17 protein-coding genes are annotated in these 17,092 nt (G+C 70.8%); 14 read left to right on the top strand and 3 right to left on the bottom strand.

Annotated features, from left to right (window positions below):
• Nucleotides 1-3 precede the first annotated feature (3 nt).
• Nucleotides 4-1,797: a gamma-glutamyltransferase gene (gene ggt, locus F9C11_RS35985; RefSeq protein ID WP_409181815.1), complete on the top strand. Its 1,794-nt coding sequence runs from the start codon at nucleotides 4-6 to the stop codon at nucleotides 1,795-1,797.
• Between the two features lie 360 nt (nucleotides 1,798-2,157).
• Here the strand turns inward: ggt and F9C11_RS35980 are convergent, their stop codons facing one another.
• A complete protein-coding gene (locus F9C11_RS35980; protein WP_409181814.1) occupies nucleotides 2,158-2,616 on the bottom strand; it encodes a GatB/YqeY domain-containing protein in 459 nt (152 codons plus the stop codon).
• A 125-nt stretch (nucleotides 2,617-2,741) separates the two neighbouring features.
• Here F9C11_RS35980 and fmt point away from each other — a divergent pair, with 125 nt between their 5' ends.
• From fmt to F9C11_RS35965, 3 genes are read left to right on the top strand one after another with little or no spacing between them, the layout of a single operon-like run.
• Nucleotides 2,742-3,668 carry a methionyl-tRNA formyltransferase gene (gene fmt, locus F9C11_RS35975; protein WP_409181813.1) on the top strand — a complete coding sequence of 309 codons (927 nt, stop codon included), beginning with the start codon at nucleotides 2,742-2,744 and terminating at the stop codon, nucleotides 3,666-3,668.
• Nucleotides 3,665-5,089, top strand: coding sequence for an RsmB/NOP family class I SAM-dependent RNA methyltransferase (locus tag F9C11_RS35970; protein ID WP_409181812.1), 1,425 nt, complete (start codon nucleotides 3,665-3,667; stop codon nucleotides 5,087-5,089). Before fmt ends, F9C11_RS35970 begins: the two co-directional genes overlap by 4 nt.
• Nucleotides 5,086-5,592 (top strand): flavoprotein, encoded by a 507-nt coding sequence (locus F9C11_RS35965; RefSeq protein ID WP_409181811.1) that lies wholly within the window; start codon nucleotides 5,086-5,088, stop codon nucleotides 5,590-5,592. The genes F9C11_RS35970 and F9C11_RS35965 overlap by 4 nt, the downstream gene beginning before the upstream one ends.
• A 66-nt stretch (nucleotides 5,593-5,658) precedes the next feature.
• On the opposite strand, the gene phoA is transcribed toward F9C11_RS35965, so the two are convergent.
• Nucleotides 5,659-7,062 (bottom strand): alkaline phosphatase, encoded by a 1,404-nt coding sequence (gene phoA, locus F9C11_RS35960; RefSeq protein WP_409181810.1) that lies wholly within the window; start codon nucleotides 7,060-7,062, stop codon nucleotides 5,659-5,661.
• Nucleotides 7,063-7,231: 169 nt separating this feature from the next.
• On the opposite strand from phoA, the gene rpe reads away from it, so the two are divergent.
• From rpe to F9C11_RS35935, 5 genes are all read left to right on the top strand, one after another.
• Nucleotides 7,232-7,915 carry a ribulose-phosphate 3-epimerase gene (gene rpe / locus F9C11_RS35955; protein WP_409181809.1) on the top strand — a complete coding sequence of 228 codons (684 nt, stop codon included), beginning with the start codon at nucleotides 7,232-7,234 and terminating at the stop codon, nucleotides 7,913-7,915.
• A gap of 86 nt (nucleotides 7,916-8,001) precedes the next feature.
• Entirely contained in the window at nucleotides 8,002-8,607 is a 606-nt protein-coding gene (locus tag F9C11_RS35950) for a riboflavin synthase (protein ID WP_409181808.1), read from the top strand.
• A 33-nt stretch (nucleotides 8,608-8,640) separates the two neighbouring features.
• Nucleotides 8,641-9,972 (top strand): bifunctional 3,4-dihydroxy-2-butanone-4-phosphate synthase/GTP cyclohydrolase II, encoded by a 1,332-nt coding sequence (locus F9C11_RS35945; protein ID WP_409181807.1) that lies wholly within the window; start codon nucleotides 8,641-8,643, stop codon nucleotides 9,970-9,972.
• A complete protein-coding gene (gene ribH, locus F9C11_RS35940) occupies nucleotides 9,969-10,475 on the top strand; it encodes a 6,7-dimethyl-8-ribityllumazine synthase (protein WP_409181806.1) in 507 nt (168 codons plus the stop codon). The genes F9C11_RS35945 and ribH overlap by 4 nt, the downstream gene beginning before the upstream one ends.
• Nucleotides 10,476-10,480: 5 nt before the next feature.
• A complete protein-coding gene (locus F9C11_RS35935; protein WP_409181805.1) occupies nucleotides 10,481-10,927 on the top strand; it encodes a PH domain-containing protein in 447 nt (148 codons plus the stop codon).
• A gap of 3 nt (nucleotides 10,928-10,930) precedes the next feature.
• On the opposite strand, the gene F9C11_RS35930 is transcribed toward F9C11_RS35935, so the two are convergent.
• On the bottom strand, nucleotides 10,931-11,716 hold the full coding sequence (locus F9C11_RS35930; RefSeq protein WP_409181804.1) for an exodeoxyribonuclease III: 786 nt from the start codon (nucleotides 11,714-11,716) through the stop codon (nucleotides 10,931-10,933).
• An 81-nt stretch (nucleotides 11,717-11,797) separates the two neighbouring features.
• Between F9C11_RS35930 and F9C11_RS35925 the strand changes: the two genes are divergently transcribed.
• From F9C11_RS35925 to whiA, 5 genes are all read left to right on the top strand, one after another.
• Complete coding sequence (locus F9C11_RS35925) at nucleotides 11,798-12,037, top strand: DUF2283 domain-containing protein (protein ID WP_409181803.1); 240 nt, start codon at nucleotides 11,798-11,800, stop codon at nucleotides 12,035-12,037.
• A gap of 77 nt (nucleotides 12,038-12,114) precedes the next feature.
• A complete protein-coding gene (gene uvrC, locus F9C11_RS35920) occupies nucleotides 12,115-14,142 on the top strand; it encodes an excinuclease ABC subunit UvrC (RefSeq protein WP_409181802.1) in 2,028 nt (675 codons plus the stop codon).
• A 50-nt stretch (nucleotides 14,143-14,192) separates the two neighbouring features.
• On the top strand, nucleotides 14,193-15,050 hold the full coding sequence (rapZ, locus tag F9C11_RS35915; protein ID WP_020658140.1) for an RNase adapter RapZ: 858 nt from the start codon (nucleotides 14,193-14,195) through the stop codon (nucleotides 15,048-15,050).
• A 1-nt stretch (nucleotide 15,051) separates the two neighbouring features.
• Nucleotides 15,052-16,014 (top strand): uridine diphosphate-N-acetylglucosamine-binding protein YvcK, encoded by a 963-nt coding sequence (yvcK, locus tag F9C11_RS35910; RefSeq protein ID WP_409187046.1) that lies wholly within the window; start codon nucleotides 15,052-15,054, stop codon nucleotides 16,012-16,014.
• Nucleotides 16,015-16,050: 36 nt separating this feature from the next.
• Nucleotides 16,051-17,040 (top strand): DNA-binding protein WhiA, encoded by a 990-nt coding sequence (gene whiA, locus F9C11_RS35905; protein ID WP_037359142.1) that lies wholly within the window; start codon nucleotides 16,051-16,053, stop codon nucleotides 17,038-17,040.
• Nucleotides 17,041-17,092 lie beyond the last annotated feature (52 nt).

The following is a 17,092-nucleotide window of genomic DNA, read 5'->3' as shown; positions in this document are numbered from 1 at the left end:
CGCATGCCCACGACCGGAAAGCGCATCCTCGCGGCGGCATTCGTGGCCGTCCTGGTGTCCACGGCCGGGGCGGTCGACGCCTCGGCCGCCGTTCCCACTCCTAAATCGCCTGTCGCGACCGGCTATCTCGGCGCGGTGTCGAGCATCGACGCCGACGCCACGGCCATCGGCACGCAGGTGCTGCGCGGCGGCGGAAACGCCGTCGACGCGGCGGTCGCCGTCGCGGCCGCGCTCGGCGTCACGGACCCGTTCTCGGCCGGCATCGGCGGGGGCGGGTTCTTCGTGTACTACGACGCGAAAACCGGCAAGGTCCACACGCTCGACGGCCGCGAAACCGCGCCTCGGACTGCGGACGAGAACCTGTTCGTGGAGAACGGCAAACCGCTGCCGTTCGCGGACGCGGTGACCAGCGGGTTGAGCGTGGGGGTGCCGGGTACTCCGGCTACTTGGCGGGAGGCGTTGCGCAAGTGGGGGACCCGGTCGCTCGCGCAGTCGATCGCTCCGGCGGAGCGGTTGGCGCGCAAGGGATTCGTGGTGGACCAGACATTCCATGATCAGGTCGCGCACAATGCCGACCGGTTCGCCGCGTTTCCTTCTACCCGGTCGCTGTATCTGCCTGGGGGACAGCCGCCGGCGCCGGGGACGGTGTTCCGGAATCCGGATCTGGCCGCTACGTACGGGCAGCTGGCTCGGCGGGGAACGGATGTGCTGTACCGGGGCGAGATCGGGGCGGACATCGCCCGGACTGTGCAGCGGCCGCCGGTCGATCCGGCTTCTTCGCTGAAGGTGCGGCCGGGGAAGCTTTCTGTCGACGATCTCGCCGCTTATCAGGCTGTTGAGCGGGTGCCTACGCATACGCGGTATCGCGGGCTCGATGTGTACGGGATGCCCGCGCCTTCGTCTGGCGGGCTTACTGTGGGCGAGGCGTTGAACATCCTGGAGAATTACGATCTTTCGAAGGCCGGCCAGGCGGATTACCTGCAGTATTTCCTTGAGGCTTCGCGGTTCGCGTTCGCCGATCGGAATCGGTGGATCGGAGATCCCGCGTTTGTGGATGTTCCGGCTCGGGAGTTGCTGAGCCAGAAGTTCGCGGACAGCCGGGCTTGTTTGATTTCCCGGGAGCGGGCCGCGGTCAGTCCGGTTGCGCCTGCTGATCCTCGGGACTCGCAGCCCTGTGCGGCGGGTTCGGTCGGGGCGCCTACGCCTTATGAGGGGGAGAACACCACGCATCTGACTGTGGCCGATCGGTGGGGGAATGTTGTCGCTTACACCCTCACTATCGAGCAGGAGGGCGGTAGTGGGATTGTCGTTCCTGGGCGTGGGTTTTTGTTGAACAACGAGTTGACTGACTTTTCGTTCGTTCCCGTTACGCCTGGGGTGCCGGATCCTAATTTGCCTGGGGCGGGGAAGCGGCCTCGGTCGTCTATGGCGCCTACTGTGGTGTTGCGGGGCGGGAAGCCGTTTTTCGCCGCTGGGTCGCCTGGGGGTGCTTCGATTATCACCACGGTGTTGCAGGTGGTTTTGGGGCGGGTCGATCGCGGGTTGTCGTTGGAGGGGGCGATTGCTGCTCCTCGGGCTTCTCAGCGGAATTCCGCTCGGGCTGATGTCGAGAGCGGGTTTCTCGCTCAGCCGGAGGTTGCCGATTTACGGGGGCGGGGGCAGGGGTTTTCCGCGGCTCCGGCGGAGATCGGGGCGGCTACCGGGGTGGAGTATTTAGGGGGTGGGCGGTGGGTTGCCGCTGCTGAGCCGGTGAGGAGGGGGCAGGGGGCTGCTCAGGTGGTGTTGCCTTGGGGGTGAGGCGGCTCGTCGCCTGGCGGCGACATTGCGCCCCGTCCGGCGTGGGGCACCCCGAAGGCCGATTGTGCTGACGGTTCGGGGGTGCTTGTCAAGGCGGGAAAGATGCCTTGACAAGCACCCCCGAACCGCAGGGAGGCTTCGTATCGGGGTGCGGGGGAGGGGCTGGGTGCCTCGATGTTTTGGTGCAGCGGTGGCGGTTTTAGGGCTTGAAGAGCCATGAGGGAATCAGAGTTCGTGAAGGTTCCCCTCGCGGACGTCGGCTGGTCGTGAGGGGAACCTTGAGGGACTCTGAGTCCGTGAAGGTGGCCCTCACGGGCCGTGGGGCGGGTGCGACGGCAGGGCCAGCGGGCGAGGGACGGGTCAGCTTGCGGAGAGCTGGCGTTTCACCTCGGCGGCTACGCGCGAACCCTCGGCGCGGCCGGCGACCTTCGGCTGTACTGCCTTCATCACGGCGCCCATTCCGGCCATTCCGGAGGCGCCGGTTTCCGTCACTGCCTCGGTGACCAGGGTGCGCAGCTCGTCGTCCGAGAGCTGGGCGGGCAGGTAGGCGGTGAGGACCTCTGCTTCGGCTCGTTCGCGTTCCGCGGAGTCCGCGCGGCCTGCCTTGTCGAAGGCTTCGGCGGCGTCGCGGCGTTTCTTCACCTCTCGGGTGATGATTTTCAATACCTCGTCGTCGGAGAGTTCGCGGGCGCTGTCTCCCGCGGTTTCTTCGTAGCCGATCGCCGAGAGGGTCAGGCGCAGGGTTGCCGAGCGCAGCTGGTCCCTCGCCTTGATCGCGGTCGTCAGGTCGTCGTGCAGGGTCGCCTTCAGCGTGGTCATGTACCCGATCCTGGCGCCCGCCTCGGCTGGCTGCCCGCGCCGCGCCGTCGGAGGCGGGGTCTTCTAGACTCGCTTCCGATGTCCGACCAGCCTGAAATCCCCTTTTCCCTGCCGGAGGTGCGGTGATGCGTCTCGTTTTCGCCGGCACCCCGGAACCCGCCGTGCCGTCGCTGCGCGCGCTGATCGAGTCCGGGCGGCACGAGGTCGTCGCGGTCGTCACGCGGCCGGACGCCCAAGCCGGGCGCGGGCGCAAGGTGTCGCGTTCCCCGGTGGGCACGCTCGCCGACGAGCACGGCATCGAGGTGCTCACGCCTTCCCGCGCTGGTGACCCGGCGTTTCTCGCCCGGCTGCGCGAGCTGGCGCCGGACGTCTGCCCGGTCGTCGCGTACGGGGCGCTGCTGCCGCAGTCCGCGCTCGACATCCCCGTGCACGGATGGGTCAACCTGCACTTCTCGCTGCTGCCCGCGTGGCGCGGCGCGGCCCCGGTGCAGGCGGCGATCCGCGCGGGGGACGAGATGACCGGCGCGTCCACCTTCCGGATCGTGAAGGAACTCGACGCGGGGCCGGTGTTCGGCGTGGTGACCGAGCCGATCGGGCCGGCCGACACGTCCGGCGCGCTGCTGAGCAGGCTCGCCGAGTCCGGGGCGCACCTGCTGGTGTCCACCGTGGACGGCATCGAGGACGGCACGCTCCGCGCGGTCGAGCAGCCCGCCGAGGGCATGAGCTACGCGCCGAAGGTGACCGTCGAGGACGCGCGCGTGTCGTTCGCCGACCCGGCTTCGGCGGTCGACCGGCACATCCGCTCGGTGACGCCGGACCCCGGCGCGTGGGCGGAGTTCCGCGGCGAGCGGTTCAAGCTGGGGCCGGTCACCGTGCTCGACGAACCCGGTCCGCGGCCGGGCGAGCTGGTGGTCGAGCGCAAGCGCGTGCTCGTGGGCACGGCGACGAAACCGGTGCGGCTGGGCGAGGTCCAGGCGGCCGGCAAGAAACGGATGGCGGCCACCGACTGGGCGCGCGGCACGAGGATCGACGAAGGAGAGCGCCTCCAGTGAACGAGCGTGGAGAACGGCGGCCCTCGCGGCCGCAGCGGGGCCGTCCGGCTCCGCGCAAACAGGGACCCCGTCGCCCGCCGGAGGTCGACCCGGCCCGCCAGGTCGCGTTCGACGTGCTGCGCGCGGTCCGCGAGAAGGACGCGTACGCCAACCTCGTCCTCCCGCAGCTGCTGCGGGAACGCCGCGTGAGCGGCCGGGACGCGGCGCTGGCCACCGAACTGACCTACGGCGCGGCCCGCGCGCAAGGCCTGCTCGACGCGGTGATCGCCGCGTGCGCCGACCGGCCGATCGAGAAGACCGACCCGGTGGTGCTCGACGCGCTGCGGCTCGGCGTCTACCAGCTGCTGCGCACCCGGATCCCGGAGCACGCCTCGGTCGGGTCCACTGTGGACCTCGTACGCGCCGAAGCCGGTTCGTGGGCAACGGGATTCGCGAACGCCATCCTGCGTGCGGTGTCCACAAAGGACGAAGCGCAGTGGCTGGACGAACTGGCCCCGGACGAAGCGGCCGACCCGATCGGCGCGTACGCGCTCCGCACCGCGCACCCGCGCTGGGTCGCCCGCTCCTTCGCGGAAGCGCTGGGGGACAAGGGCGCCGAGCTGAAGGCCGCCCTCGAAGCGGACGACGCCCGCCCCGCAGTGCACCTGGTCGCGCGTCCCGGCGAGATCAGCGCCGACGAACTGGCCGCCATCACCGGCGGCGACCCCGCGCCCTACTCGCCCTACGGCGTGCACCTGCCGGCCGGCGCGGGCGACCCGGCCGACGCGGAACCGGTGCGCGAACGCCTCGCCGCGGTGCAGGACGAAGGCAGCCAGCTGTGCGCCGTCGCCGTCACCAAGGCGCCGCTGGAAGGCTCCGACGAACGCTGGCTGGACCTGTGCGCGGGCCCCGGCGGCAAAGCGGCGCTGCTCGGCGCGCTGGCCAAGATCAGCGGCGCGCACGTGGACGCCGTCGAGAAGGCCCCGCACCGCGCCCGGCTGATCGAGAACGCCACCGAGGGCCTGCCGGTCACCGTGCACGTCGCGGACGGCCGCGAAAGCGGCCTCGAACCGGGCTACGACCGGATCCTGGTCGACGCCCCGTGCAGCGGCCTCGGAGCGTTGCGCCGCCGTCCTGAGGCCCGGTGGCGACGCAAGCCGTCGGACGTCGCGGACCTGACCAAACTGCAGGGCGAACTGCTGATGGCGGCGCTGGACCTGGTGCGCCCTGGCGGCATCGTCGCCTACGTCGTCTGCTCGCCGCACCTGGCCGAAACCGAAGGCGTGGTAGGCGAAACCGCGCGCCGGACCAAGTCCGAGATCGTGGACGCCCGCGAGTTCTTCCCGGACGTCCCGCAACTCGGCGAAGGCCCGTACGTCCAGCTGTGGCCGCACCGGCACGGCACCGACGCCATGTTCTGCGCGGTGCTGCGCAAACCGTGACGGATCTAGGTTTGGTCGCCAGCTCGTGCGGCGGACTCGACACCCGGTTCACCGACGAGCTGGCGAAACCAGCGGTCGCCCGAGGCTGGCGGCTGGCCATCACCCTCACCCCGACGGCCTGGGGCTGGCTGAAGGCGACCGGCGGCCTGGGCGAACTCGAAGCGACGACGGACCTGCCGGTGCGCAGTGCGTCCCGGCTGCCCGGCGAACCGCGCCCGCATCCGGACCCGAAGGTTTTCCTCTTCGCGCCGGCGTCGGCGAACTCGGTGGCGAAGCTGGCGCTCGGGATCGCGGACAACCAGGCGCTCACGCTCCTCGGCGATGTCCTTGGCGCACCAGGGATCACCATCGTCGTGGCCTATCAGGTCCAGGACACCCGGGAGCACCACCCGGCCTGGCGGCGGCACCTCGACACGTTGTCCGAGGCCGGCGTGCGGCTGCACCGGCTCGACCCGCGCCGCCCGTGGTCGGAACCTCTCGACCTGCTGCCCTCGCCCGCGTGAAAGCCGGGAGGGGAACCCCGAGGGAAGCCCAGGGAAGCCCAGGGAAGCCCCTCCCGGACTCGAGGCTCAGCGCAGGCGAAGGGTGCGCTTCACCGTGCCGAACAGATCGGTCTGGTTGGTCAGCCCGACCACGTTCGCCGCCTGCGGCCCGTAAGCCGCGATCCGGACCTGCGTCCCGGTGTGCTCCATCGAGGAACCCGGCAGCGCGGTCCCGTAGTTGAGGGTCATGTTCGCGCCCTCGTTCGTGATCAACGTGGCAGTCTGCCCAGGCGTCTTGGCGTCGTTGGACACGATCTGGCTGGTGTGCCCGTGGTCCGCAGTCACCACGACGAGCGTGTCGGGGTGGCTGCGCGCGTAAGCGAGCCCAGCGGCAACGGCAGCGTCGAAATCGATCGTCTCGCCGATCTGCCCGCAGGGGTCGGCCGCGTGGTCCTGCTTGTCGATCGAAGCTCCTTCGACCTGCAGGAAGAAGCCCTTGTTGCTGCGCCGGTCGTCCAGCAGCTGCAACGCCTTCTGCGTCTGCGCCACCAGCTTCGGCTGCGTCTTCGGCAGCGCCGGGTTCGCCGTGCAGCGGGTCGGCGCGGTGCCGCCCTGCGTCGCCTTCGGGCCAGTCCAGTTCACCGGCAGGTTGCCCGGCGCGAACAGCCCGAGCAGCGGCTTGCCCGGCTGGGCCTTGGCGAGGTCGTCGGCGGTGTTGACCACGGTGTACCCGGCGGCCTTGGCCTGCTCCAGGACCGGCTTGCCCTTGAACTGCCCGGCGGTCGCCTTCTGGTCGAAGTACTTCGCGCCGCCGCCGAGGAGCACGTCCGGGCGGGTCTGCACGAGCTGTTCGGAAATCGAGCCCGCGCCGCCGTTCTCCTTGGCGTTCCGCGCGCACTTCTTGGTCGTCTCGTCCGGGCCCTTGCAGTCGCGGTCGACGACGTGCGCCCCGAGCACGGCCGGGGTCGCGTCCTGGACCTCGGCGGTGGTCACGTCGCCGGTGCGCAGGCCGCTGCGCTTGGCGAGCTCGAGCAGGGTCGGGACCGGATTGCCGTAGGCGTCCACGGAAATCGCGCCGTTGTAGGTCTTCGTGCCGGTCGCCCAGCCGGTGCCGGACGCCGCGGAGTCGGTGACGTAGTCCGGCTTGGCCGGGTTGCCCTTCTCGACCGAGTAGGTGGTGTAGTCGCCGGTCAGCGGGAACTCGTCCATCGCGAGCCGGCCGGCCGCGCCGCGGTCGTAGTTGCGCGCCGAGGTGATCTCGGACTGGCCCATGCCGTCGCCGATGAACAGGATGACGTTGCGCGCGTGCCCGCCCTGAATCGCCTGGCGGACCTCCTGCGTGCGGTCGCCCGCGCCGGCCGAAGCGGCGCGCGCGCCCTGGTCGTCCTGGTTGCCCTGCGCGGCGATCGCGACCGGGGCGGCGGCGACCAGCGCGACGCCGAGCGCGCCCGCGGCCACCCACTTGCGGCGGCCTGCCAAGACGGTTCTCATGGTTCTCCTCGGGGTGCTTCTCGTCCGGAACTTCCGGAGGTGACCCATTAGTGCTCGCCGATGTGTTCGACGCGGAGATTCCGGATGAGCGCCCGGTGTCCGGAAAGCGAACTCCGGTGCGGTCACGGCCGGTGAACGGCCGGGAACCGGGTCCTCTTACACTCGGGTCGTGGCTTCACCTCTCATCGCACCCAGCATCCTGTCCGCCGACTTCGCCAAGCTCGGCGAGGAGATCGCGGCCGTCGCGCATCCCGGCGAGACCCGGGCCGACTGGGTGCACGTGGACGTCATGGACGCGCACTTCGTGCCCAACCTGACCCTCGGCCTCCCGGTGGTCCAGTCGCTGCTCAAGTCGACCGACCTGCCGCTCGACTGCCACCTGATGATCGAAGACCCGGACCGCTGGGCGATCGGCTACGCCGAGGCCGGCGCGTACAACGTCACGGTGCACGTGGAAGCCGCCAAGGACCCGGTCATGCTGGCGAAGAACCTGCGCGCCGCGGGCGCGAAGGCGGGCCTGTCGATCAAGCCGGGCACGCCGCTCGAACCGCACCTGGAAACCCTCAAGCACTACGACACGCTGCTGGTCATGTCGGTCGAACCGGGCTTCGGCGGGCAGTCGTTCATCGCCGACGTGCTGGAGAAGGTGCGCACCGCGCGCCGGCTGGTCGACACCGGGCACCTCAAGCTGGTCGTCGAGATCGACGGCGGGATCAACTCCGACACCATCGAACAGGCCGCCGAAGCGGGCGTGGACTGCTTCGTCGCGGGCTCGGCCGTCTATGGGGCGCAGGACCCGGGCCGCGCCGTCGCCGCCCTGCGCGAGCAGGCCGCCCGTCTCCGCGTCAGCTGACCTTCCCGTCCCGGGAAGCTCCCGGGGCCGGGCGGGTGTTGGATGGAGGGGCCCACCGAAGGCGGTGGCCGGGCGAGGAGGCAGCAGTGTTCACGGGAATTGTCGAAGAGGTCGGCGAGGTCACCGCGGTCGAGCAGCTCACCGACGCGGCTCGGCTCACCGTGCGCGGCCCGCTGGTCACCTCGGACGCGGGCCACGGCGATTCGATCGCAGTAAGCGGCGTCTGCCTGACCGTCGTCACGGTCTCCGGCGGTGAGTTCACCGTCGATGTGGTGAACGAAACACTCCAGCGTTCGAGCCTCGCGAAGGTGGCCGTCGGCGACGCGGTGAACCTCGAGCGCGCGACCCCGGCGGGCGGGCGGCTCGGCGGGCACATCATGCAGGGCCACGTCGACGGCACCGGCGTTTTCCTCTCCCGCGACGAACGCGGCGTGACGACGTTCTCCCTGCCCCCGGCCTTGGCGCGGTACGTCGTGGAGAAGGGTTCGATCGCCGTCGACGGCGTTTCGCTCACCGTCGCGAGCATCACCGAGGACCGGTTTTCGGTCGCGTTGATCCCCACCACGCTCGAGGCGACGACCCTCGGCAGGCGCGAAGAAGGCGACCTCGTGAACCTCGAAGTGGACGTCGTCGCGAAGTACGTGGAGAAGCTCACTGCGCCACACGTGGCGGCGAACGCGCACAATGTGTGACATCCACCCGGCGGCGGCAGCGAAGGAGCACCCGTGAGCGAGACGAAGGCGGCCGAGCCGCAGACCGGATGGACCCCGTGCGGAGCAGGCGCGGCGGTCGACGTGGACGCCATCGAGGCCGCGATCGCGGACATCGCCGCCGGGCGCGCGGTGGTCGTCGTCGACGACGAGGACCGCGAGAACGAGGGCGACCTCATCTTCGCCGCCGAGAAGGCGACGCCGGAGCTGCTCGCCTTCATGGTGCGCTACACCTCGGGCTACGTGTGCGTCGCGCTGACCGAATCCGAGGCGGACCGGCTCGACCTGCCGCCGATGTACCACACGAACCAGGACCAGCGCGGCACCGCGTACAGCGTCACGGTCGACGCCGCGGACGGCATCACCACCGGCATTTCCGCCGCGGACCGCGCGCACACCACGAGGCTGCTGGCCAACCCCGAGGCCACCGCGAAGGACTTCCGCCGCCCCGGCCACGTGGTGCCGTTGCGCGCCAAGGAAGGCGGCGTGCTGCGCCGTCCCGGGCACACCGAGGCCGCGGTGGACCTCGCCCGGCTGGCCGGATTGTCCCCGGCGGGCGTGCTCTGCGAGATCGTGTCGCAGAAGGACGAGGGCGACATGGCCCGGCGCGACGAGCTGGAAGTGTTCGCCGCCGACCACGACCTGAAGATCATCTCGATCGCGGAGCTGATCGCCTACCGCAGGCGCACCGAGAAGCAGGTCGAGCGCGTCGCCGAGGCGCGGATCCCGCTGGCCGCCGGCACGTTCCGCGCGGTCGGGTACGACAGCCTGCTCGACGGGATCGAGCACGTCGCCTTCGTGTACGGCGAGATCGGCGACGGCGAGGACATCCTGGTCCGGGTGCACTCCGAATGCCTCACCGGCGACGTCTTCGGCTCGCTGCGCTGCGACTGCGGACCGCAGCTGGACGCCGCGCTGCAGAAGGTGGCCGACGAGGGCCGCGGCGTCGTGCTGTACATCCGCGGGCACGAGGGCCGCGGCATCGGGCTGCTGCACAAACTGCAGGCGTACCAGCTGCAGGACGCGGGCGCGGACACCGTCGACGCGAACCTGGCGCTGGGCGTTCCGGCGGACGCGCGCGACTACGGCACCGGCGCGCAGATCCTGTGCGACCTCGGCGTCCGGTCGATGCGGCTGCTCACGAACAACCCGGCGAAGCGGGTCGGGCTCGAGGGCTACGGCCTGCGCGTCACCGGGCGGGTCTCGCTGCCGATCTCGCCGAACCCGGAAAACCTGCGGTACCTGCGCACCAAGCGCGACCGGATGGGGCACGACCTCAGCCAGCTCGAGCACTACGACCAGGTCGGGGCGGCCGACCAGGGCACCGAGGAGGACACCACGCGATGAGCGGCGAGGGGCGGCCGGACACCGCGCTCGACCTGCGCGACTGCAAGTCCCTGCGGCTGGCGGTCGTCGCGACGCGGTGGAACGCGAAGATCACCGACGTGCTGCTGGAGCGCGCGCTCGCCGCGGCGAAGGACGCCGGGCTGGAGGAAGAGCCCACGGTCATCCGCGTGGCGGGTGCGGTGGAGCTTCCGGTCGCGGCGCAGGCGCTGGCCCGCAACCACGACGCGGTCGTCGCGCTGGGCGTCGTGATCCGCGGCGGCACCCCGCACTTCGAGTACGTGTGCGACGCGGTCACCGCCGGCCTCACCCGGGTCGCGCTCGACGAGAGCACCCCGGTCGGCAACGGCGTGCTGACCTGCGACACCGAACAGCAGGCGCTGGACCGCTCCGGCATGCCCGGTTCCGTCGAGGACAAGGGGTACGAGGCGGCCGTGGCGGCGCTCGACACCGCGCACGTGCTGCGCGGCCTGGGCAAGCCGTGGACCGAGCGGGGATTCGTGTGAGCGTGATGACCGAGCAGCAGCCCACCCTCGTGATCCGGCCGCGCCGGGCGCTGATCATGTGCAGCGTGCTCGCGGTGGCGCTGCTCGCGGCGTTCGTGGTGGTCGCGGTCCTGCTGCGCAGCTCGCACACCGGCGTCGTGTTCGAGGCGGCGGACCAGATCGCGATGATCGGCATCGGCGTGGCGCTGTCGGCCGGCACGATGCTCTTCGGCAACGCCCGGGTCCGTGCGGATGCCACGGGGATCGAGGTCCGCAACGTGCTGGCGCGGCGGGTGTTCACGTGGGATCAGGTGCTGTCGATCAGCTTCCCCGACGGTGCTTCGTGGGCTCGGCTGGAACTGCCGGACGACGAGTACTTCTCGGTGATGGCCGTGCAGGCGGTGGACCGGGAACGAGCGGTGACGGCGGTGCGCGCGCTGCGTCGATTGCACCGCGCCGCCACCGGGGCCTGAGTTCTACAGCTCCAGATCCACGACGATCGGCGCGTGGTCGGACGGCCCCTTGCCCTTGCGGGCTTCGCGGTCGACGTAGGAATCGGTGACCGCCTTGGCGAAATCCTCGTTCCCGTAGACGAGGTCGATGCGCATTCCCTTGTTGTTGGGGAAGTTTCCGGCGCGGTAGTCCCAGTACGTGAACGGGTGGTCGTACTTCAGCGGGCGCGGGAACACGTCGGACAGCCCGGCGTCGCGGAGCTTCTTCAGCGCTGCCCGCTCGGGCTCGGTGACGTGCGTGGACTCGGCGAACAGCGAGATGTCCCAGACGTCGTCGTCGGTGGGCGCGACGTTGAAATCGCCGAGCACCGCGAACGGACGCGCGTGCCGGAGTTCTTCGCCGACGAGGTCGCTGAGCTTCTCGAGCCACTCGAGTTTGTACGCGTAGTGCGGATTCTGCGGCTCCCGCCCGTTCGGCACGTACACCGACCAGACGCGGATCCCGCCGCACGTCGCGCCGATCGCCCGCGCCTCGGCCTGCCCGTCGAAGCCCGGCTCGCCCGGCAGGCCGCGCACCACGTCGTCGAGCCCGATCTTCGAGAGGATCGCGACGCCGTTCCACCGCCCGAGCCCGTACGCGGCGACCTCGTACCCGCGCGCGACGATCTCGCCGGCGGGGAAGGCTTCGGTGGTGTTCTTGAGTTCCTGCAGGCACAGCACGTCCGGAGCGGTGGTGTCGAGCCAGCCGAGCACGCGGGGCAGCCGGGGAACGATGGAGTTGACGTTCCAGGTGGCGACGCGGACGGTCATGGCTGCTCCCTGATCGTTCGACGGCTCGGCGAGGCTACGGTACGGCAGGCAGGTTCGGCCTGGCGAAGGCGGGGAGAAGCAGTGGCGGAACTCAAGGTCACCTATGACCGGCAAGCCGATGCGGCCTACGTCTACTTCGTGGCTCCAAGCGATGCCGGGCAGAAAGTGGCCTCCATGTACGCGTGCGACCCGGTCGCGGTCGACGGGATGATCAACCTCGATTTCGACGGGAACGGGCGACTCCTGGGCGTCGAAGTCCTGGACGCGAGCAGCAAGCTGCCGCAGTACCTGCTGGACTCGGCGGAGCAGCTCTCCCCGTAGCCCGCAGCAGGTGCCTCGCCCGTCCGCGGCAAGGGGTCTCCCGGAAACTGTCGGACCCTCGCCATACAGTGGGGCACGTGGCTGATCCGACCACCTACCGACCTCAGCCGGGGAGCATCCCGGACTCGCCTGGCGTCTACAAGTTCCGCGACGACGCCAAGCGGGTCATCTACGTCGGCAAAGCGAAGAGCCTGCGCAGCAGGCTGAACTCGTACTTCGCCGACCTGTCCGGCCTTCATCCGCGCACGCGGCAGATGGTCACCACCGCGGCGAGCGTCGAGTGGACCGTCGTCGGGACCGAGGTCGAGGCGCTCCAGCTGGAGTACAACTGGATCAAGGAATTCGACCCGCGCTTCAACGTCCGCTACCGCGACGACAAGAGCTACCCGGTCCTCGCGGTCACGCTGAACGAGGAATTCCCCCGGCTGCACGTCTACCGCGGCGCGCGCAAGAAGGGGGTCCGCTACTTCGGGCCGTACTCGCACGCGTGGGCGATCCGCGAAACGCTCGACCTCCTCCTGCGCGTTTTCCCCGCTCGCACCTGTTCCGCGGGCGTCTTCCGCCGGCACGGGCAGATCGGGCGGCCGTGTCTGCTCGGCTACATCGACAAGTGCTCGGCCCCGTGCGTCGGCCGGGTGTCCGCGGACGAACACCGGGCGATCGTCGAGGATTTCTGCGACTTCCTCGCCGGCCGCACGGACGCGATGGTGAAGCGGCTCGAACGCGAGATGGCCGCCGCTTCCGAGGAGCTGGAGTTCGAGCGCGCCGCGCGGCTGCGGGACGACCTGGGCGCGTTGCGCCGCGCGATGGAGAAACAGGCTGTGGTGTTCGGCGACGGCACAGACGCCGACGTCGTCGCCTTCGCACACGACGAACTCGAGGCCGCCGTCCAGGTGTTCCACGTACGCGGCGGGCGCGTGCGCGGGCAGCGCGGCTGGGTGATCGACAAGGCCGAGGAAATGGACGTCCCGGCGCTGGTCGACCACTTCCTCACCCAGTTCTACGGCGAGGAGTCCGACCGCGCGGGCCGCGACGACGTCGAGACCGGTCCGGTGGTGCCGCGCGAGGTGCTGGTGCCGGAGCTGCCCGCGGACGCCGACGCGGTCGCCGAGTGGCTGTCCGGCCTGCGCGGGTCGCGCGTGCGGCTGCGGGTGGCGCAGCGCGGCGACAAGAAGGCGCTCGCGGAAACGGTGGAGCGCAACGCGAAGGAAGCGTTCACCCAGCACAAACTGCGCCGTGCGGGCGATCTCACCGCGCGGTCCGCGGCGCTGCAGGAGCTCCAGGACTACCTGGGGCTCGACAGCGCGCCGCTGCGCATCGAATGCATCGACATCAGCCACATCCAGGGCAGCGACGTCGTGGCGTCGCTGGTGGTGTTCGAGGACGGGCTGCCGCGCAAATCCGAGTACCGCAAGTTCGCGCTGCGCGAGGCGGCGACCGAGGGCGACGTCGCGTCGATCGCCGAGGTCGTGCGGCGGCGGTTCTACCGGTACCTCAAGGAAACGGCCGAAAACGCGGCGGAGACAACGGAAACCGCGCCGGACGCCGACGAAGCCGGGGACGAGGCGGTGCAGCCGGTGCGCGCCGGGATCGACCCGGAGACCGGCCGGCCGCGCAAGTTCGCCTATCCGCCGAACCTGCTGGTCGTCGACGGCGCGGGCCCGCAGGCCACCGCGGCCGCGGACGTGCTCGCCGAACTGGGCATCACCGACATCGCCGTCGTCGGGCTCGCGAAGCGGCTCGAAGAGGTGTGGCTGCCCGGCGAACCGGATCCGATGATCCTGCCGCGCACGTCCGACGCGCTGTATCTGCTGCAGCGGCTTCGCGACGAGGCGCACCGGTTCGCCATTCGCTACCACCGCGAGAAGCGCGCCAAGCGCATGCAGACGTCCGAATTGGACAGTGTGCCCGGACTCGGGCAGGCTCGGCGCACCGCGCTGATCAAGCACTTCGGCTCGGTGAAGAAGCTCAAACAGGCCCGGGTCGAGGAAATCGAAGCGGTGCCCGGTTTCGGCAGGCGCACTGCCGAGGCCGTGGTGGCGGCGCTGGCCGGGGAGACCGGAGCCGCATCGCAGGCAGTGCCGGGAGGGGACCAGGGGTCGTGATCGGGAAGGAAGCACACGTGAGTGCGGAAGAGGAAAAACGGGGCAGCGGGATGGAGGTCGCGGTCGTGTCCGGCCTGTCCGGCGCGGGCCGCTCCACGGCGGCGAAATGCCTGGAGGACCTCGGCTGGTTCGTGGTCGACAACCTGCCGCCGGAGCTGATCGCCACGATGGTCGAGCTCGGCGCGCAGGCGCGGGGGGCGATCACGAAGGTGGCGGTGGTGATGGACGTGCGCTCGCGCGCGTTCACCGACGACCTGGCCTCGGTGATCAAGGACCTGGACGCGCGCGGGTACAAGCCGCGCGTGCTGTTCCTGGAGGCCACCGACGCGGTGCTGGTGCGCCGCTTCGAATCGGTCCGCCGCGGCCACCCGATGCAGGGCGACGGCAGGCTCGCCGACGGCATCACCGCCGAGCGGAAGCTGCTTTCGCCGCTGCGCGAGGAAGCCGACCTGGTGCTCGACACGTCCGCGCTGTCGGTGCACGACCTGCGCGCGAAAATCGAGGACGCGTTCGGTTCCGAGGCCAGCACGCAGACCCGCGTCACCGTGCTGTCCTTCGGCTACAAGTACGGTTTGCCGATGGACGCCGACCTGGTGATGGACGTGCGGTTCCTGCCGAACCCGTTCTGGATCCCGGAGCTGCGCGAGCACACCGGCCTCGACGGCGAGGTGCGCAATTACGTGCTGTCGCAGGAAGGAGCCGAGGAATTCCTCGACCGCTACCACCAGCTGCTGCGGCTCATCGGCGCGGGCTACAAGCGCGAGGGCAAGCGGTACCTGACGCTCGCGGTCGGCTGCACCGGCGGCAAGCACCGCAGCGTCGCGATCTCCGAGGAACTCGCCCAGCGACTGTCCAATGAGGACGGCATGGCAGTAAAGGTGGTGCACCGGGATCTTGGCCGGGAGTGACGTGCGCGCGGTGGCGCTGGGCGGAGGACACGGGCTGCACGCGACGCTGACCGCGCTCCGGCGGATCACCCGCGCCGTCACGGCGGTGGTCACGGTGGCCGACGACGGCGGGTCGTCCGGCAGGCTGCGCCGCGAACTGGGGCTGCTGCCGCCGGGCGACCTGCGCCAGGCGTTCGCCGCGTTCGCCGCGGAGGACGGCGGGCGGCTGTGGGCCGAGGTGTTCCAGCACCGTTTCGGCGGCGACGGCGCGCTCGCCGGGCACGCCGTCGGCAACCTGCTGCTCGCCGGGCTGTTCGAGGTGCTCGGCGACCCGGTGGCCGCGCTCGACGAGGCGAGCAGGCTGATGGGCATCTCCGGCCGCGTGCTGCCGATGTCGCCCGAGCCGCTGGAGATCGAGGGCGAGGTCAGCGGCCTCGACAGCGAGGACCCGGACGCGATCCGGCGCATCCGCGGCCAGGTCGCGGTCGCCAGCACGCCCGGCCAGGTGCATCGCATCACACTGCACCCGGCCGGCCGCCAGGAACGCCCGCCGCGCGGCTGCCCGGAGGCGATCGAGGCGGTGCTGGAGGCGGACGTCGTGTTCCTCGGTCCCGGCTCGTGGTTCACCAGCGTGCTGCCGCACCTGCTCGTCCCGGATCTGCACGACGCGCTCGTGCGCACGAAGGCGACCAAGGTCGTCGTGCTGAATTTGGTCCCCCAACCGGGGGAAACCGGCGGATTCTCCCCGGAGCGGCATCTGGACGTACTCTTCGAGCACGCGCCCGCGCTGCGGGTCGACGCCGTGATCGCGGACCGGGATTCCGTCCCTGACCCGGCAAGCCTGCGCCGGGCCGCCGAACGCCTCGGAGCCAGGGCCTGCCTGGGGGCGGTGGGCGACCCGGTCGTGGCGGGACGGCATGATCCTGGTGCGCTCGCCCAGTGCGTGCGAGAGGCACTCGGCCTCGGCGGGGAGCACTGTGGGTGACGGCGGGCGCGCAGCGAAAGGCAGGAGGGGCAGTACATGGCGATGACCGCCGCGGTGAAGGACGAACTGAGCCGGCTCGAGATCACGAAGATCGGGCCGCGCCGGGCGGAGGTCGCGTCGCTGCTTCGCTTCGCGGGCGGGCTGCACATCGTGGCCGGCCGGGTGGTGGTCGAGGCGGAGCTGGACACGGGTTCGGTCGCGCGGCGGCTGCGCAAGGAGATCCACGAGCTGTACGGACATCATTCGGACGTGCACGTGATCACCGCGAGCGGCGGCCTGCGCAAGGGGACGCGGTACGTCGTGCGCGTGGTGAAGGACGGCGAGGGCCTTGCCCGCCAGACCGGTCTGATCGACCAGCGCGGACGCCCCGTGCGCGGCCTGCCCGCCGCCGTGGTGTCCGGCGGAGTGGCCGACGCCGAAGCAGCCTGGCGCGGCGCCTTCCTGGCCCACGGCTCGCTGACCGAACCGGGCCGCTCGTCGTCCCTGGAAGTCACCTGCCCGGGTCCGGAAGCGGCCTTGGCCCTCGTCGGCGCGGCCCGGCGGATGGGCATCCAGGCGAAGTCGCGCGAGGTCCGGGGCGCGGACCGGGTCGTGGTCCGCGACGGTGACGCGATCGGCGCCCTGCTGACCCGCCTGGGCGCGCACACGAGCGTGCTGCAGTGGGAAGAACGCCGGATGCGCCGAGAGGTGCGAGCGACCGCCAACCGCCTCGCGAACTTCGACGACGCGAACCTCCGCCGCTCGGCCCGCGCCGCCGTCGCCGCGGCCGCCCGGGTGGAACGAGCCCTGGAGATCCTCGGCGACACCGCCCCGGACCACCTGCTCGCGGCCGGCCGCCTGCGCCTGTCGAACCGCCAGGCGTCCCTGGAGGAACTCGGCCAGCTGTCCGACCCGCAAATGACGAAAGACGCGGTAGCCGGCCGAATCCGGCGGCTGCTGGCGATGGCGGACAAGCGGGCGAAGGAACTGAACATCCCGGACACCGAATCGGCGGTGACCCCGGAAATGCTGGAGGAAGAAGCCTGACGCGGTTGACGGCGGGGTTATAGGCGGGATGGCCTAGCCCCGCCGCGGTGGT

This window comes from Amycolatopsis sp. VS8301801F10, from assembly GCF_046195355.1.
GTDB lineage: Bacteria > Actinomycetota > Actinomycetes > Mycobacteriales > Pseudonocardiaceae > Amycolatopsis.
This window is presented reverse-complemented; position numbering and strand designations above follow the sequence as displayed.

Coding starts and splice junctions, on each gene's coding strand:
- fmt (WP_409181813.1), top strand. CDS start 2,742: ATGCGTCTCGTTTTCGCCGGCACCCCGGAACCCGCCGTGCCGTCGCTG.
- F9C11_RS35980 (WP_409181814.1), bottom strand. CDS start 2,616: ATGACCACGCTGAAGGCGACCCTGCACGACGACCTGACGACCGCGATC.
- rapZ (WP_020658140.1), top strand. CDS start 14,193: ATGGAGGTCGCGGTCGTGTCCGGCCTGTCCGGCGCGGGCCGCTCCACG.
- F9C11_RS35935 (WP_409181805.1), top strand. CDS start 10,481: ATGACCGAGCAGCAGCCCACCCTCGTGATCCGGCCGCGCCGGGCGCTG.
- ribH (WP_409181806.1), top strand. CDS start 9,969: ATGAGCGGCGAGGGGCGGCCGGACACCGCGCTCGACCTGCGCGACTGC.
- phoA (WP_409181810.1), bottom strand. CDS start 7,062: ATGAGAACCGTCTTGGCAGGCCGCCGCAAGTGGGTGGCCGCGGGCGCG.
- F9C11_RS35930 (WP_409181804.1), bottom strand. CDS start 11,716: ATGACCGTCCGCGTCGCCACCTGGAACGTCAACTCCATCGTTCCCCGG.
- ggt (WP_409181815.1), top strand. CDS start 4: ATGCCCACGACCGGAAAGCGCATCCTCGCGGCGGCATTCGTGGCCGTC.
- whiA (WP_037359142.1), top strand. CDS start 16,051: ATGGCGATGACCGCCGCGGTGAAGGACGAACTGAGCCGGCTCGAGATC.